The sequence below is a fragment of the Pseudomonas sp. PAGU 2196 genome (assembly GCF_022179005.1).
GTDB lineage: Bacteria > Pseudomonadota > Gammaproteobacteria > Pseudomonadales > Pseudomonadaceae > Aquipseudomonas > Aquipseudomonas kermanshahensis.
In genome coordinates this window covers 157,593-173,406 of sequence record NZ_BNTL01000002.1, presented here as the reverse complement: position 1 = coordinate 173,406, position 15,814 = coordinate 157,593, and the positions used below count along the sequence as shown (strand labels likewise).

Below are 15,814 nucleotides of genomic sequence, written 5' to 3'. Positions count from 1 at the left end.
TGCCAGCGGTGCAGAAGTGTATTTCGATAAACAAAAACAACAGGCGCTCGATCATGGCCAGCTTCGATCTGAATCTCATCACCACCTTCATCACCCTCTATGAGACCCAAAGCGTGACGGCCACTGCGCAACGTTTGTTCGTCACTCAGCCATCAGTCAGCTATGCCCTGGCAAAACTCAGGGAGCAATTCGATGACGCGTTGTTCGTGCGTAATCGCCAAGGCATGCAACCGACGCGGCTAGCCACTCAACTCTATGGCGGCTTCAAGGAAGCCTCGCGCTGCATCGACTCGGCGGTAGGCGAAGCGCGCAAGTTCGAACCCGGCCATTCGCGCCGTCAGTTCCGTCTGGCGCTGTCGGACCTGGGCGAAATGGCCCTGTTGCCTCGGCTGATGGAACACCTCAGCACCCTGGCGCCGAACATCGAACTTGAAGTGGTGCCGCTGGAAATCGACCAGGTCGGCACCTGGCTGAACGATGGCCACATCGACGCAGCCATCTGTAGCAGGAAGCTCAACGAAACCGGGATGGTCTCGCGGGTACTGATGAAAGAGCGCTATGTATTGCTGCTCGATGCGGCCCATCCACGTATCGGTGAAGCCATCAACATGCAGCAGTTTCTCGCTGAGCCGCACGTGCTGGTGACGCGCACCTCCGGCCATGGCATGGCTGAAGACGCGCTGCAGCTCCTCGGCGTCGAGCGCTGGATCAAACTGCGTCTGCCGCATTTTTCGGTACTGCCCAGACTGATTCCGGGCACCGATCTGCTGGGTATCCTGCCCCACCAGATTGCCCAGAGCTTTTGTGAAATGCCACTGCCTAGGCAGCTCAAAACGCTCGAGCTGCCCTTCGATGTCCCGGCCTTTGACGTCACCCTGTACTGGCATTCGCGCAGCGCCCAGTCCACCGCACTGACCTGGTTTGTCCGTCAGGTGCAGATCGCCTTGGGCAGCGACACGGGGGCGGCTCAGTGATGCATGCCGGCCAACGACATCGCCACCCTCACCGCCATGGCCACGGCGCCCAGGGCAACCACGCTGGCGGCCCAGATACCGGCCATCCACAGCAGTTTGCGGCCTAGATGGCTTGAAGAGACTGCTTTGCTCATCAGTGATACCCCTCGCCAACTTTGACCTTGCCGCGGAAAACGTAATATGACCAGGCTGAATAACCCAGGATGAACGGGATGATGAACAGCGCGCCGACCAAAGCGAAGCCCAGGCTCTGCGGCGGGCCGGCTGCCTCCCAGATGGTCAGGCTCGGTGGCAGCACATAGGGCCAGATGCTGATCAGCAGGCCCGTGTAGCCGAGAAAGACCAGCACCAGCGACCAGATGAACGGGCCCGCATGAGGCACACCGCGCAGCGACCGCAGGATCGCCCAGGTAGCCAGCATGACCAGCACCGGCACCGGCAGGAAGAACCAGAAGTTCGGCAGGCTGAACCAGCGCTCGAAGATCGCCGGGTGGGTCATCGGCGTCCAGATGCTCACTACCAGCATGGTCAATACTGTCGCCAGGGTGATCGGCGATGCAGCGCGAATGATGCTGGCCTGCAGCGGCCCTTCAGTCTTGTACACCAGCCAGGTCGCACCGAGCAGCGCGTAGGCCACTACCACACCCAGGCCACAGAATACGTTGAACAGCGTCAGCCAGCTCATGACATCATTGGTGGCCACGCCGTCAACGATCCGATGGCCTTCGATGAACGCACCCAGGATCACGCCCTGGAAGAACGCCGCCGCAAACGAACCGGCCATGAAGGCTCGATCCCAGAACGGCTTGTGCGCCTCGTCGGCCTTGAAGCGAAACTCGAATGACACGCCACGCCAGATCAACCCGACCAGCAGCCCCAGCGCCGGCAAATACAGTGCGCTGAGGAGAATCGCGTAGACCTTGGGAAACGCCGCCATCAACCCGGCGCCCCCCAATACCAACCAGGTCTCGTTGCCGTCCCACACCGGCGCCACAGTGTTGACCATGGTGTCGCGGTGTTCGCGGTCGCGGATGAAGGGAAACAGAATGCCGATTCCCAGATCGAAGCCATCGGTGATGACGTACATCATCACCCCAAAGCCAATGATCAGAAACCAGATCAGCGGAAGATCAATACCCATGACAACGTCTCCCGTCGGTCAATGTGTGGAATTGGGTGAGGAGTACAGCGGATCGTCCACGGCCGACAGCGGGCGAGCGGGCCGTTGGTTATCGGCAATCTCGCCAGCGTGTGGCGCATGCCCCTGAGGCCCGCTTCGCACCAGCCGCAGCATGTAACCGATGCCGGTGCCGAAGATGCCCAGGTACATCACCACCAGCACCACGAGCCCGACCGACAATGTCATTGCCGAGTGCTCTGAAACTGCATCCTTGGTGCGCATCAGCCCGTACACCACCCACGGTTGACGGCCAATCTCGGTGACATACCAGCCGGCCAGCAACGCGATCAGCCCCGATGGCCCCATCCAAAGCGCAAAGCGGGCCAGCAGCGGCGACTGATACAGGCGCCCGCGCCAGCGTAACCACGCCCCATACACCCCAAGCAGGACCATCAACAGACCCAGGCCGACCATTACCCGGAAGCTCCAGAACACCACGGCGGCGTTGGGTCGGTCTTCACGGGGGAAGTCCTTCAGCGCCGGAATCTGACCATCCAGCGAATGGGTCAGGATCAGGCTCGCCAAGCGTGGAATTTCCACTTTGTAATGGGTAGTTTCAGCTTCCATGTCGGGCAGCCCGAACAGGATCAAGGGCACGCCCTCGCCCGGAACATTGTCCCAGTGGCCTTCCATCGCCGCGATCTTCGCCGGTTGATGCTTGAGCGTGTTGAGGCCGTGCATATCGCCGATCAATATCTGCAACGGCGCGGTAAACAGCAGCATCCACAGCGCCATTGAGAACATGCGTTTGACGGCGGGGGTCTTGTTTCCCTTGAGCAGGTGCCAAGCCGCAGACGCTCCAACGAACAGCGCCGTGGACAGCATCGCTGCGGTCACCATGTGCGCCAGCCGGTAGGGGAAGGATGGGTTGAAGATGATCGCGAACCAGTCCACCGGGATCACCACCCCATTGATCACCTCGTGGCCCTGAGGGGTCTGCATCCAGCTGTTGGAGGCCAGAATCCAGGTGGCTGAGATCATCGTGCCCAGCGCGACCATGAGCGTGGCGAAAAAGTGCAAACCACGCCCGACCTTGTTCCAGCCAAACAGCATCACGCCGAGGAAGCCCGCCTCGAGGAAGAACGCCGTAAGAACCTCATAGGTCAGCAGCGGACCGGTGATGCTGCCAGCGAATTGCGAATAGAAGCTCCAGTTGGTTCCGAACTGATAAGCCATGACCAACCCGGACACCACGCCCATGGCGAAGTTGACCGCAAATATCTTCGACCAGAAATGATAGAGGTCGAGATAGGCATCGTCTTTCTTCCACAACCACAAGCCTTCCAGGACCGCGAGGAACGCGGCGAGGCCGATAGTGATTGCCGGGAACACGATGTGAAAAGTGACGGTGAAACCGAACTGTATCCGGGCCAGCTCAAGCGCTGTCAGGCCAGACATGGCTATACCTCGTTACGTTGAGAGAGGCGCTCGAGCAGGGTCCGCGGGCGCGCGTTGTGAATGGCGCCAGCAGCTTGCTGCCAACGCACGACAGGGCTTGCAGGCGGGATCAGAATGCTGCTGAAGCCACACTGCAGCAGCATGGCGAACTGGTCCGGCAGCAATGGCCCAGCGGCACGCAAGTCCCCGTCGAAGCCGTAGCGTTCACGCAGCAGGCGCGCCAGGGTGAAGCCGCGGCCATCCCGCGACTTGGCGAACTCCACCACGATCAGGGTCAGCTGGCCGAGTATTGCCTGCACTTGGTCGAGCGCCTGCTCGCCAGCCAGCCACAGGCCTTGGGCCGGCGTACCAAAGTGCATGTGGTAAACATCCCACTGCTGCGGATGGACCACGGTGCTGGGCGAAAAGGACGGCGTTTCGTCGCGGTCCAGATAGTGCCAGGTGTCACTCTGCGGCAGGCCATGGCGATCAATGAGTATCACGTAGCACCTCCTTGAAAGGCTCGATACCGACACGCCGATAGGTGTCGAGGAAGCGCTCGTGCGCCTCACGCAGGTTCAGATAGATGTCGATGATCGCTTCGATCACCTCCGGGACCTGCTCGTAGGGCACAGAGCGACCCAGAATGGTCCCCACTGCAGCATCTTCTTCGGCGCTGCCGCCCAGGGTGATCTGGTAGTTTTCGTGTCCTGACTTGTCCAGCCCGAGGATGCCGATATGGGCGACATGGTGGTGGGCGCAGGCATTGATGCAACCCGACACATTCAGCTTCAGCTCGCCGATCTCCCGCTGCCGAGGCCCATCGAAACGCGCCGCGATACGCTGGGCAACCGGTACCGAGCGGGCAGTCGCCAGGCTGCAGTAGTCCATGCCTGGACAGGCAATGGAGTCAGACAGCAAGCCGACATTGGCGGTGGCCAGGCCCATGGTGCAAAGCGCCTCCCATACGGTGTAGAGGTCGCGCTGACGGACGTGAGGCAACACCAGGTTCTGCTCGTGGGAAACACGCACTTCATTCAGCGAGTACGCTTTGGCAAGGTCGGCCAGCTGGAGCATCTCCTGCGCGCTGATATCGCCGGGAATACCGCCTGGCGGCTTCAGCGAAACTACCGCACTGATGTAGCCGCGGCGCTTGTGCGGGTGGGTGTTGCTGTTCACCCAAGCGGCGAACGCCGGGTCTTCGGCGCGCCTCTCGATAAAGTCCTCGCACAGTTCTGGCAGCACCTCGAAAGCCGGCTGCACGAAGCGTGCGGTGATCGCCTCGACGATCGTTGGCTCCAGATACTGACGGTCGCTGGGCAGACGCGCGAACTCGTCTTCGATCATCTCGATGAAACGGCCAGGCTTGAGCTCCCGCACCAGTATCTTGATGCGCGCCTTGTAAAGGTTGTCACGTCGTCCGAGCGCGTTGTAGACACGCAGAATGGCCTCGACATAACGCAGCAGTTCACGCTCAGGCAGCCACTCGCGCACGAGCGTACCGACGATCGGTGTACGCCCCAGCCCGCCTCCGGCGTAGATCTGGAAGCCGACCTGCCCCTGCTCGTTGCGTCGCGCCAGGATACCGATGTCATGGAAGCGCACAGCCGCACGGTCGTTCGGGCTGCCGGTCATGGCAATCTTGAATTTGCGCGGCAGGTAGGTGAACTCGGGATGGTCGGTGGACCACTGGCGCAGGATTTCGGCATGCACCCGAGGGTCGACAAGTTCATCCGCGGCGGCGCCAGCGAAGTGGTCGGTGGTGACGTTACGGATGCAGTTGCCGCTGGTCTGAATACAGTGCAAATCGGCATCTGCCAGCACCGAAAGGATTTCGGCGGTATCTGCCAGCTTGGGCCAGTTGAACTGGATGTTCTGCCGCGTGGTGAGGTGGCCATAGCCCTTGTCGTAGGTGTCCGCGACATAGGCCAGCTGACGCAACTGCACCGCACTCAAGGTGCCATACGGGATAGCCACGCGGAGCATGTAGCCGTGCAGTTGCAAATACAGGCCGTTCATCAGTCGATAGACCTTGAACGCATCTTCATCGAGCTCACCGCTGAGGCGACGTTCCACCTGCTGGCCGAACTGGCGCGCACGGTCCTTGAGAAACTCGCGTTCATCAGGGTCGTATTGGTAAACCCCGGCTCTGCTTGCAGCCATGGGCACTGCGGGCCGCTGGTTGGGTGATTCGGCCATAGAGCGCTCGGCGGGCGCCTGTTTACCCAGGTCTGTACGCACGGACGGACCTCGCGCCCGCAACCGCTCGCGCAGGCTATGCGGTTCAGGGACACCGTTGACCAGCGACGCCGGGCACTGCAGTGGCCCGACTACCAGATTGTCGCGAACAGCTGTCTCGGCAGCGCGCTCCGCAACCGGCAACTGCTCGGCGCTGAAAACGGCGGCGTGCTCTAGGCTGTCGACCCAGCCATGCAATGCATCCAGCCAGACCACGGCGCCATCGCCGAGGCGATTGGCGCAGATCAGATGGCAGTCACTCATGAAACATCTCCATGACTGGCACCCCGTAAGCGCTTATGGTTGCAACCTGCCGCGCTGCGCGAGTGCCCAAGAATAAACCATACGCTACAATATTGTATGGAATAATGATAATCTGTATGACATTTTATTCCTGAGCGTATGGATTTACAACCGTAGGAATCGTTATGCCCATAAGTGACGAATCATCTGCATTGCCCGAGATCGCTTGGATCAGGCCATTTATCCCAGGCGGCGGTGCAAAATACATACAAATTATAGAAATGCTGGAAAAATCCATACAGTCCGGTTCACTCCAGCAGGGAGACCAGTTACCGCCACAGCGCACCCTGGCCGCTCACCTTGGCGTAGATCTGACGACCATCACCCGTGCCTACACCGAAGCACGTAACCGTGGGCTGATCGCGTCCTATAGTGGGCGGGGCTCTTTCGTCATGGGTGCCAGCGAAACCGACACGCCGCTGAGCATCGACCTGGCGATGAACATTCCTCCGCAACCCGCCGATGGCTCGATGGCCCAGCAGGCGAGCAGTGCGATGGCCGAGTCGTTCACCCGTCACAGCATCGAGGCGCTCTCGGCCTACCAGCAGCAGCCGGCACCACCCGCTTTGTTACAAGCAGCCAAAGGCTGGCTGCGCCCGGCGCTGGACGAGGTCGATTGCGAAGGGTTAGTCGTTTGTTCAGGCTCGCAAGTGGCAATCTTCGCCATCCTCAGTGCGCAGACGCGCCCGGGCGACGTCCTCTTATGCGACGCGCTGACCTACCCAGGGCTGATCCTCGCTGCCGAACAATTGAAACTGCGGCTGTGGCCTGTGCCCAGTTGTGCACAAGGCATGCAGCCCGACGCCCTGGCGCGGGCCTGCCAGGAAAGCGGCGCACGTCTGCTTTACCTGAACCCGACATTCCATAACCCGACAGCACATACCATGCCGTTGGCACGGCGCAGAGAAATCGCCGAAATCATCCTGCGCTGCGGCATCACGTTGATCGAGGACGATCCCTACCGCTATCTGCTCGACGATGCGCCGCCGCCCATAGCCACACTGACCGGACGGCGCAATACCTACTACCTCGCGTCCTTGTCGAAGTGCCTGTGGCCAAGCTTGCGTACCTCGTTCGTACTCCCCCCGCACGGCGATGACGGGCAAAGCCTGCAACTCAGCCTGCGTGCTACCAGCATGGGTTGCTCGGCATTGCTGCTGGCGCTGGTGGAGCAATGGATCAGCAGCGGAGCCGCTGCGGGCTTGATGCAGGAAATCAAGCGCGAAATGCGCGCTCGCCAACAACTGGCTGGCAAACTGCTGTCGCACCCGTTCCAGTCGCACCCCACCGGGCTGCACTTGTGGCTGGAGTTGCCTGCGCACTGGAATCAGGAGCTGTTCACCCATGCCCTGCGCGATCAAGGCGTGCAAGTGGCGAGCGGGCATTCGTTCGCGGTTGCGACGCCTGCACCGGACTGCCTGAGAATCTCCCTGGGCGGCGCCAGCAACCAAGCCGAACTGAGCCGCGCCTTGCGCAAGATCGATACCCTCCTCATCCAGGACCGCCGGCGCGACTCGCGCACGTTCGTTTGAGCAATTGCGCGAATACCCTGCGCGGGCATAGACAGCGTTTATAGCCAGCGCGGCGAGTATCGATTTGCTATGGGTATGGTCGTCCTCTAGGTTGGATCACGGTTATTACCTTGCCGTACCCTGAGGATGCTATGAGCCCAGCTTTCAATGTCGCCGGTTACCGACAACTTGCCCGACAGCGTTTACCCAGAATGGTATTTGACTACCTCGAGGGGGGCGCTGACGACGAGAAATGTTTGCAGCGCAACCTGGACGCTTTTGACAAGTTGGAGCTGCTACCTCGGCGGCTGGTCAATGTGGCCGAGCGGGACCTAGGCACTCAGGTGCTCAGCAGGCATCAGCCACTGCCGTTAATGATTGCTCCGACTGGGCTCAATGATGCGTTCTGGCCAGGGGGCGATCTGGAAGTCGCACGCGCAGCGAAGAAGGCCGGAATTCCTTTTATTCTCTCCACTGCCTCTAACACATCGATCGAAGAAGTAGCCGAAAAGGTCGGCGGCGATCTGTGGTTTCAGCTGTACGTAGTGCACTCCACCCTAGCGGACCAGCTGGTCGATCGAGCACTGTCCGCTGGATATCGCACCTTGGTCCTGACCACTGACGTAGCGGTCAACGGCAAGCGCGAGCGTGATTTGCGCAGCGGTTTCGGCCTGCCTTTCAAATACACGCCAAGCGTGATGCTAGATGGATTGCTGCACCCGCGTTGGTCGCTTCGGCTGCTCACGGCAGGCATGCCCCAGATGGCCAATTTTGCCAGCAAGGAAGCCTACGACACTGAGCTGCAAGCAGCGCTTCTCTCGCGCAAGATGGATGCAAGTTTTGACTGGGAAGCATTAAAAAGGCTACGCGCACGCTGGCCCCATCGGCTTCTGGTCAAAGGCGTGCTCCATCCTGAGGATGCCTCGCAGTGCATAGCACTGGGCGCAGACGGCGTCATCCTGTCGAATCATGGCGGTCGGCAACTTGATTCAAGCTGTTCGCCCCTGGCTACGCTTCAGCAGATTGCACTGGCCCACCCCGGAAAAGTGCTGATAGACAGCGGATTCCGACGGGGCTCTGATGTTGTGAAGGCGCTTGCGCTGGGTGCGAGCAGCGTATTGATCGGACGCCCAGTGCTTTACGGCCTTGCCGCTGCGGGGGAAGTGGGTGTGAGCACGGTGCTGGACATTTTCAGAGATGAGATAAGCCGAACCCTGGCCAATATGGGCTGCGGGTCAGTTCAGGGGCTGACATCGGATTATGTAATCCGTGTGACGTAACATTATGAAAGTCGGAGTCACTGAGCGTCAGGTTCCACTGGGGGTAGAACACATAACGTATCGCTTCCAGAATCGTAGACTTGGCCGAGTCACCCTTGCCGATTAGGCAGAAGATGTGTCCCATCGGGAGGCTCCATTCTAGCTCGCTGACACCTCGGAAATTCTTGATATTCAGTCGTCTAATCTTCACCGGCGAGCGACTCCTGAACCTTATCGAAGCGGGACCGGCAACCGTGCTGCGTTTCCGCTTGGTTTCCCTAGCGCGGCCGGTCATAGCCGCTAGTGCTGGGCGTCCGAAGCCGGTCAATTAGGCCTTCATAATGATGGCCACCAAGGTAAGCACGAAAGTGATAAAGCAGCAAAGGACTGATGGCCATCAACCAGGCGTGAGTCGAGCTGTTGGCCGAGGCGTATCTGGGATACCAGAGCATGGTGTACATGGGCCTATCCTCCGGACATTGACGAATGCGAAATGAATCGCCCCTGGTTTCGTAGACACATCGAACGGCTGCAAAGGGTCGGAAGCTGCCGGTCGTGAATGACCGCTATCGACCCATAGCAGACGCTCGCTGAGCGAAGACTGCGGCAAGATCTTCGTGTCTTGCCGCAGCCCAGTGTCGATGTCGGCGCTCGCGGTCAGCTTGCTGTATGGGGTAGCGGCGTCAAACCACTATCTTTGATCGCTGCGTCGGCTTCTGGCGATGCCAGATAGTCAAGGAGCGCCTGGGCTGCGGAATGATGCTGGCTCTTGCTGACGACAGCGCCCGAATACATGGTCATTTTCTGCGCATCAGCCGGGATCAGACCAACGATATCAATACCCTTTACTGGCTTAAGCTCACTTAGCTGTTGGAAGCCGATCTGTGCTTGGCCGCGAGCGATCACCTCGCCGACAGGCTCGGCAGGAATCATGTGAGCCTTTGCCTCGAACTGTTTGCCGAGCTGCATGCGAGGGAACAGGGTTTTAGAGAGGTATACACCGCTCGCGCTGTCGGAGTAAGCAACAGAGCTGCTGTTTTGCAGCACTTTGCGGAAGTCCTGCATGGTGCCTATGTCCGGCTTCGGTTCGCCTTTACGCACGGCCATGGCAATGAAAGATTTTCCGAGATCTATCCGGCTGTTTTTATCTGCTAGACCGCTGGCGACCAGGTTGTCGAGCGCCGAACCTACCATCAAAACCACATCCGCCTGCTCACCGCGGGCGAGCCTATTTGGGACGGCCTGTGGGGTTTCCCCCATCGAAGGCGCGGCTAGAACTTCCAGCTTCACGCCATATGTCTTCTCATACGCTGGCGCCACTTCCCGGATAGCGCCCATGATGCCGCCCGAACTCAAAACGGTCAGCGTTTCCTCACCACCTTGTACAACGTCAGCAGCCGAGCAGACGAATGAAGCGGTTAAGAGAGTGGCACAGAACAGCAGTCGAAGCATCGGGGCTTTCTCCACAAGTAAAGGCGCAGAATCCTACCGGGGCGAAGCTTAAGCTTGTGATTAATCAACGATTAAGAATGTTTTACTTGTCTACCCGCAAATGGCTTCAAAAGGCTTCCAGACGACTGGCCAAAGGAGAAAGCGAGATAACGGCTCGCAAGGCCTCATGATTGGCATCAGACCATGCCAGATCCAGTAAATCGTTGAGCGCCCTGCGTTGGAATTGACTGAAGGGCTTGCGTTGTTGGGTCGTACACAAAAGCGTAGAGACCTTTCTCAATCGCCCTAAAACCCGTGGATCTTGAGGTCTTCCCTAACGCATTCAGGGCAGAAGGAAGCGTCCCATTCACTGAAGTGCTCCCCCTCAGAAAGGTACTGAGTGCCTGAGTAGGCAACATCCCAGTCACTTTTGATGACGTGGAACGCTGCGTTCAGCGTGTGGTTGTGAACAAGTCGATTGAAACCATAGCACCCAGGCCAGCCGATGGCTGCTGCGAGCCTTCTCACTTCGGCCGTCTTTATCACATGACGGGTACGCAGGGCTTCGAAGATCTCTGCCTTGGGCTCGGCCCAATAGAGCAGCAGGTTCCTTCTCACGTATGACGGAAGAGTTTCATCAGGCAGAATCCAGAGGGGCATGTGAAAACGCCAGTACAAGGTAGGGAGGGGTCACGCGGGGAGTCTGGTGTAACCGCCCGATGAAGGGGAGCGAGCGCTTCCCCTCTACCGGCGACAGTTTTAATTGTTGGGCGACAGCTTTAATTCCACGAAATCACTTTTTAACGGTTGCCCGTCGGTTTATTCCACCGTCACCGACTTCGCCAAGTTACGCGGCTGGTCAACGTCGGTGCCCTTGAGCACCGCCACGTAGTACGACAGCAACTGCAGCGGGATGGTGTACAGGATCGGCGCCAGGGCGTCAGCGATGTGCGGTACCTTGATCACGTGGGTGCCTTCGCCGTTGGTCATGCCAGCGTGCTCGTCGGCAAACACCACCAACTCACCGCCACGGGCACGCACTTCCTGCAGGTTGGACTTGAGCTTCTCCAGCAGTTCGTTGTTCGGCGCCACGGTCACGACTGGCATGTCGTTATCCACAAGCGCCAGCGGGCCGTGCTTCAGCTCGCCTGCCGGGTAGGCTTCGGCGTGGATGTAGGAGATTTCCTTGAGCTTGAGCGCGCCTTCCATCGCTACCGGGTACTGGGCGCCGCGGCCCAGGAACAGGGTGTGGTGCTTGTCGGCGAACAGCTCGGCGATCTTCTCGACAGTTGCGTCCATGGCCAGTGCCTCGCCCAGGCGGGCCGGCAGGCGACGCAATTCTTCAACCAGCTCGGCTTCGACACCGGCTTCGAGGGTGCCGCGTACTTGGCCCAGGGCCAGCGTCAGCATCATCAGCGAGACCAGCTGGGTGGTGAACGCCTTGGTCGAAGCAACACCGATTTCCGGGCCAGCCAGGGTCAGCAGGGTCAGGTCGGATTCACGCACCAGCGAGCTGATGCCGACGTTGCAGATCGCCAGGCTGCCGAGGAAGCCCAGCTCCTTGGCGTTGCGCAGGGCAGCCAGGGTGTCGGCAGTCTCACCGGATTGCGAGATCGAGACGAACAGGGTGTCGGGCTGCACCACCACCTTGCGGTAGCGGAACTCGCTGGCGACTTCGACCTGGCAAGGGATGCCGGCCAGGCTTTCCAGCCAGTAACGGGCGACCATGCCGGCGTGGTAGCTGGTGCCGCAGGCAACGATCTGTACGTTGCGCACTTTGGCGAACAGGTCGGCGGCTTTCGGGCCAAAGGCCTGTACCAGGACGTGGTCTTTGCCCAGACGGCCTTCCAGGGTGCGCTGGACCACGCTTGGCTGCTCGTGGATTTCCTTGAGCATGAAGTGACGGTAGTTGCCCTTGTCCGCCGCTTCTGCACCTTCGTGATACTGCACGGTTTCACGCTGGACCTTGTTGCCAGCCTGGTCCCAGATGCTGACCTGGTCACGGCGGATTTCAGCGATATCGCCTTCTTCCAGGTACATGAAACGGTCGGTGACCTGGCGCAGAGCCAGCTGGTCCGAGGCCAGGAAGTTCTCGCCAAGGCCCAGGCCGATCACCAGCGGGCTGCCGCTGCGGGCAGCTACCAGGCGGTCTGGCTGTTTAGCGCTGATCAGGGCCAGGCCATAAGCACCGTGCAGGCGCTTCACCGCAGCCTTCAGCGCGTCGGTCAGGTCTGCAACGGTCTTGAGCGTGTGGTGGATCAGGTGGACGATGACTTCGGTATCGGTCTGCGAGGTGAACACGTAGCCGAGGCCTTTGAGCTCTTCACGCAGTTCTTCGTGGTTCTCGATGATGCCGTTGTGCACGACCGCCAATTCACTGCCCGAGAAGTGTGGGTGGGCATTGCCTTCGGTTGGCGCGCCGTGGGTAGCCCAACGCGTGTGAGCGATACCCAGCTGGCCGACAAGCGGCTCGGCGGCCACGGCAGCTTCCAGCTCGCTGACCTTGCCAATCCGGCGGCGGCGCTCCAGGCCACCCTGCTGGCTGTAGACCGCCAGGCCGGCACTGTCGTACCCGCGGTACTCAAGGCGCTTGAGGCCTTCGATCAGGATGGCGGTGATATTACGTTCGGCTACGGCACCAACGATTCCACACATGTTCATTGCTCCTGGCTGATCGCGGCGCAAATCAGGTTGATGCCGCGGGCTTGAATTTGTTCGCGTGCCGCTGCGGGCAGGCGTTCGTCAGTAATGAGGGTATTCACGCTGCCCCACGGCAGCTCAAGGTTGGGGATTTTGCGCCCCACCTTGTCGGACTCGACCATCACGATCACCTCACGGGCGACCTCGGCCATGACTCGGCTCAGGCCCAGTAGCTCATTGAAGGTGGTGGTGCCCCGGTTGAGGTCGATGCCATCGGCACCGATGAACAGCTGATCGAAATCGTAGGAGCGCAGCACCTGCTCGGCAACCTGCCCCTGGAACGACTCGGAGTGCGGGTCCCAGGTACCACCGGTCATCAGCAATACAGGCTCATGCTCGAGATCGCTGATGGCGCGGGCCACGTTCAAGGAATTGGTCATCACCACCAGGCCAGGCTGTCGGCCCAGCTCGGGAATCATCGCGGCAGTGGTGCTGCCACTGTCGATGATGATCCGCGCATGTTCGCGGATACGCCCTACCGCCGCGCGGGCAATGGCCTTCTTGTAGGCAGACACGGGCTGGGCCGGCTCACCGAGCAGTTCTTGCGGCACCGGTACCGCACCGCCATAGCGGCGTAGCAACAGGCCGTTGGTTTCCAGGGCGGCGAGGTCTTTGCGGATGGTCACTTCCGAGGTTTCGAAGCGCTTGGCCAATGCATCCACACTCACCTCCCCTTGCTCACTGAGCATGGCCAGGATGTTGTGGCGGCGTTGAGGCGTGTTACGTTTCGACATGAGCGCTTAAGTTTCGTTTCGAAAGATAATGGTTGCAATCAAAACCTAAGACGTTCGTTTCGTCAAGCAGTTGCTGCCCTGTGGATAGTTTCGTCCCCTGTAGGAGCGCAAACTCACGCCCCAAAAAAAAGCCGACTTATTCACATAAGTCGGCTTTCGATCGAACAGCTGTGTATAACTCAGCTCTTCTTGATCTTCTCCGGCCGCTTCCAGCCCGAGATGTTTCGCTGGCGCGCGCGGCCCACAGCCAGGTCGGCGGCTTCGACGGTCTGGGTGATAGTCGAACCGGCTGCCGTGGTCGCGCCGGCCTTGATTTCCACAGGCGCCACCAGCGAGTTGTTCGAACCGATGAACACGTCCTCACCCATCACGGTCTTGAACTTGTTGGCGCCATCATAGTTGCAGGTGATGGTGCCAGCGCCGATGTTGGTGCGCGCGCCGATTTCGGCGTCGCCCAGGTAGCTCAGGTGGCCTGCCTTGGCACCTTCGCCCAGGTGAGCGTTTTTCAGCTCGACGAAGTTACCCACATGGGCCTTGGCATCCAGCACACTGCCTGGGCGCAGGCGAGCGAACGGGCCGGCATCGCTGCCCTCACCCATCACCGCACCTTCGATGTGGCTGTTAGCCTTGACCACCACACCCTTGCGCAGGGTGCTGTTCTTGATCACGCAGTTGGGGCCGATCTCTACGCCGTCTTCGATGACCACCTGGCCTTCGAGGATCACGTTGATGTCGATCAGCACATCGCGACCAACGGTCACTTCACCCCGTACATCGAACCGCGCCGGGTCACGCAGGGTGACGCCCTGGGCCATCAGGCGGCGGCCTGCGCGCAGCTGATAGTGGCGCTCGAGCTCGGACAGCTGGCGACGGTCGTTGGCGCCCTGCACTTCCATCGGGTCTTCAGGTTGCTCGGTGGCAACCACCAGGCCATCGGACACCGCCATGGCGATGACGTCGGTCAGGTAGTACTCGCCTTGGGCATTGTTATTCGACAAGCGGCTCATCCAGTCCGCCAGGCGCGCCGCAGGCAGGGCCAGAATGCCGGTGTTGCCTTCCTTGATCGCTTTCTGCGCGTCGCTGGCATCCTTGTGCTCAACGATGGCCGTCACCTTACCTTGCTCGTCACGCACGATACGGCCATAGCCGGTCGGGTCTTCGAGGGTGACCGTGAGCAAGCCCAGCTGTTGATCATTGGCCTTGGCCAACAGGCGCTGCAAGGTCTCCACTTCGATCAACGGCACATCACCGTACAGCACCAGTACGGTGTCAGCGGTCAATGCTGGCAGCGCCTGGGCCACGGCATGGCCTGTGCCCAGCTGCTTGTCTTGCATGACAAAGTTCAGATCGTCAGCTGCCAGGCGCTCACGCACCTGCTCGGCACCATGGCCAATGACCACGTGGATACCTTGCGGCTGGAGCTGACGCGCGCTGTGGATAACATGGCCAAGCATGGAGTTGCCGGCAACCGGGTGCAGCACCTTGGGCAGCGCCGAGCGCATGCGGGTACCTTGGCCGGCGGCGAGAATAACGATATCGAGTGACATTACTGGCTACCAATCCTGGGCGGTCAGTGAAATGACCGGGGGGAGAAATTCGGAAAAAGAAAAAGGGTAGCCGAGGCTACCCTTTTACTCAATCGCAACAGAAGTGATCAGCCCAGGGCCGATTACTTGCCTTTGCGCATTTGCTGGACGGTACGCAGCTGAGCTGCGGCCTCGGCCAGACGTGCGGCGGCGGCGCCGTAGTCGAAGTCCGCGCCTTTCAGATTCAGGGCGTTCTCGGCAGCCTTGAGGGCTTCCTGAGCCTGAGCTTCATCCAGGTCTGCAGCACGTTGCACGGTATCGGCAAGCACCTTGACCATGTTCGGCTGAACCTCGAGGAAACCACCAGAGATGTAAAACACCTCTTGGGCGCCACCCTGCTTGGTCAGCGTGATCGGACCTGGCTTCAGATTGGTGATCAGCGGCGCGTGGCCCGGAGCGATACCAAGATCACCCAGGTTACCGTGCGCAACCACCATCTCGACCAGACCGGAGAAAATCTCTCCTTCCGCGCTGACGATATCGCAATGGACTGTCATAGCCATCTGCTTGCCTCAACCTGA

15 protein-coding genes are annotated in these 15,814 nt (G+C 60.0%); 3 read left to right on the top strand and 12 right to left on the bottom strand.

What is annotated here, in order from left to right:
• Positions 1-53: 53 nt before the first annotated feature.
• Complete coding sequence (locus MFF34_RS02245) at positions 54-974, top strand: LysR family transcriptional regulator (RefSeq protein ID WP_238209951.1); 921 nt, start codon at positions 54-56, stop codon at positions 972-974.
• Here the strand turns inward: MFF34_RS02245 and MFF34_RS02240 are convergent.
• Genes MFF34_RS02240 through MFF34_RS02220 form a run of 5 tightly spaced genes read right to left on the bottom strand, consistent with a single transcriptional unit; the run spans position 968 to position 6,033 of the window.
• Positions 968-1,108 (bottom strand): DUF2474 domain-containing protein, encoded by a 141-nt coding sequence (locus MFF34_RS02240; protein ID WP_238209950.1) that lies wholly within the window; start codon positions 1,106-1,108, stop codon positions 968-970. The two genes, MFF34_RS02245 and MFF34_RS02240, sit on opposite strands and share 7 nt — an antisense overlap.
• Positions 1,108-2,115 carry a cytochrome d ubiquinol oxidase subunit II gene (gene cydB / locus MFF34_RS02235; RefSeq protein ID WP_238209949.1) on the bottom strand — a complete coding sequence of 336 codons (1,008 nt, stop codon included), beginning with the start codon at positions 2,113-2,115 and terminating at the stop codon, positions 1,108-1,110. Before cydB ends, MFF34_RS02240 begins: the two co-directional genes overlap by 1 nt.
• An 18-nt stretch (positions 2,116-2,133) precedes the next feature.
• Positions 2,134-3,552 (bottom strand): cytochrome ubiquinol oxidase subunit I, encoded by a 1,419-nt coding sequence (locus tag MFF34_RS02230; protein WP_238209944.1) that lies wholly within the window; start codon positions 3,550-3,552, stop codon positions 2,134-2,136.
• A gap of 2 nt (positions 3,553-3,554) precedes the next feature.
• Positions 3,555-4,034, bottom strand: coding sequence for a DUF934 domain-containing protein (locus MFF34_RS02225; RefSeq protein ID WP_238209942.1), 480 nt, complete (start codon positions 4,032-4,034; stop codon positions 3,555-3,557).
• Entirely contained in the window at positions 4,021-6,033 is a 2,013-nt protein-coding gene (locus tag MFF34_RS02220) for a DUF2849 domain-containing protein (RefSeq protein WP_238209940.1), read from the bottom strand. The genes MFF34_RS02225 and MFF34_RS02220 overlap by 14 nt, the downstream gene beginning before the upstream one ends.
• A 164-nt stretch (positions 6,034-6,197) precedes the next feature.
• Here MFF34_RS02220 and MFF34_RS02215 point away from each other — a divergent pair, with 164 nt between their 5' ends.
• Positions 6,198-7,604, top strand: coding sequence for a PLP-dependent aminotransferase family protein (locus MFF34_RS02215; RefSeq protein WP_283236612.1), 1,407 nt, complete (start codon positions 6,198-6,200; stop codon positions 7,602-7,604).
• A 131-nt stretch (positions 7,605-7,735) separates the two neighbouring features.
• Complete coding sequence (locus MFF34_RS02210) at positions 7,736-8,863, top strand: alpha-hydroxy-acid oxidizing protein (protein WP_238209928.1); 1,128 nt, start codon at positions 7,736-7,738, stop codon at positions 8,861-8,863.
• On the opposite strand, the gene MFF34_RS28215 is transcribed toward MFF34_RS02210, so the two are convergent.
• The 7 genes from MFF34_RS28215 to MFF34_RS02180 all read right to left on the bottom strand — a co-directional run bounded on the left by MFF34_RS28215 (position 8,775) and on the right by MFF34_RS02180 (position 15,796).
• Positions 8,775-9,137 carry an AAA family ATPase gene (locus MFF34_RS28215; RefSeq protein ID WP_374707376.1) on the bottom strand — a complete coding sequence of 121 codons (363 nt, stop codon included), beginning with the start codon at positions 9,135-9,137 and terminating at the stop codon, positions 8,775-8,777. The genes MFF34_RS02210 and MFF34_RS28215 overlap by 89 nt on opposite strands.
• A 362-nt stretch (positions 9,138-9,499) precedes the next feature.
• Positions 9,500-10,294: a substrate-binding domain-containing protein gene (locus tag MFF34_RS02205; protein WP_238209920.1), complete on the bottom strand. Its 795-nt coding sequence runs from the start codon at positions 10,292-10,294 to the stop codon at positions 9,500-9,502.
• A gap of 285 nt (positions 10,295-10,579) precedes the next feature.
• Positions 10,580-10,933 (bottom strand): hypothetical protein, encoded by a 354-nt coding sequence (locus tag MFF34_RS02200; protein WP_238209918.1) that lies wholly within the window; start codon positions 10,931-10,933, stop codon positions 10,580-10,582.
• Between the two features lie 159 nt (positions 10,934-11,092).
• Positions 11,093-12,928: a glutamine--fructose-6-phosphate transaminase (isomerizing) gene (gene glmS / locus MFF34_RS02195; RefSeq protein WP_085272141.1), complete on the bottom strand. Its 1,836-nt coding sequence runs from the start codon at positions 12,926-12,928 to the stop codon at positions 11,093-11,095.
• Between the two features lie 2 nt (positions 12,929-12,930).
• Positions 12,931-13,707 carry a DeoR/GlpR family DNA-binding transcription regulator gene (locus MFF34_RS02190; RefSeq protein ID WP_027592080.1) on the bottom strand — a complete coding sequence of 259 codons (777 nt, stop codon included), beginning with the start codon at positions 13,705-13,707 and terminating at the stop codon, positions 12,931-12,933.
• Positions 13,708-13,886: 179 nt separating this feature from the next.
• A complete protein-coding gene (gene glmU, locus MFF34_RS02185) occupies positions 13,887-15,254 on the bottom strand; it encodes a bifunctional UDP-N-acetylglucosamine diphosphorylase/glucosamine-1-phosphate N-acetyltransferase GlmU (protein WP_027592079.1) in 1,368 nt (455 codons plus the stop codon).
• 122 nt (positions 15,255-15,376) lie between these two features.
• A complete protein-coding gene (locus MFF34_RS02180; RefSeq protein ID WP_016489909.1) occupies positions 15,377-15,796 on the bottom strand; it encodes a F0F1 ATP synthase subunit epsilon in 420 nt (139 codons plus the stop codon).
• Positions 15,797-15,814: the final 18 nt, after the last annotated feature.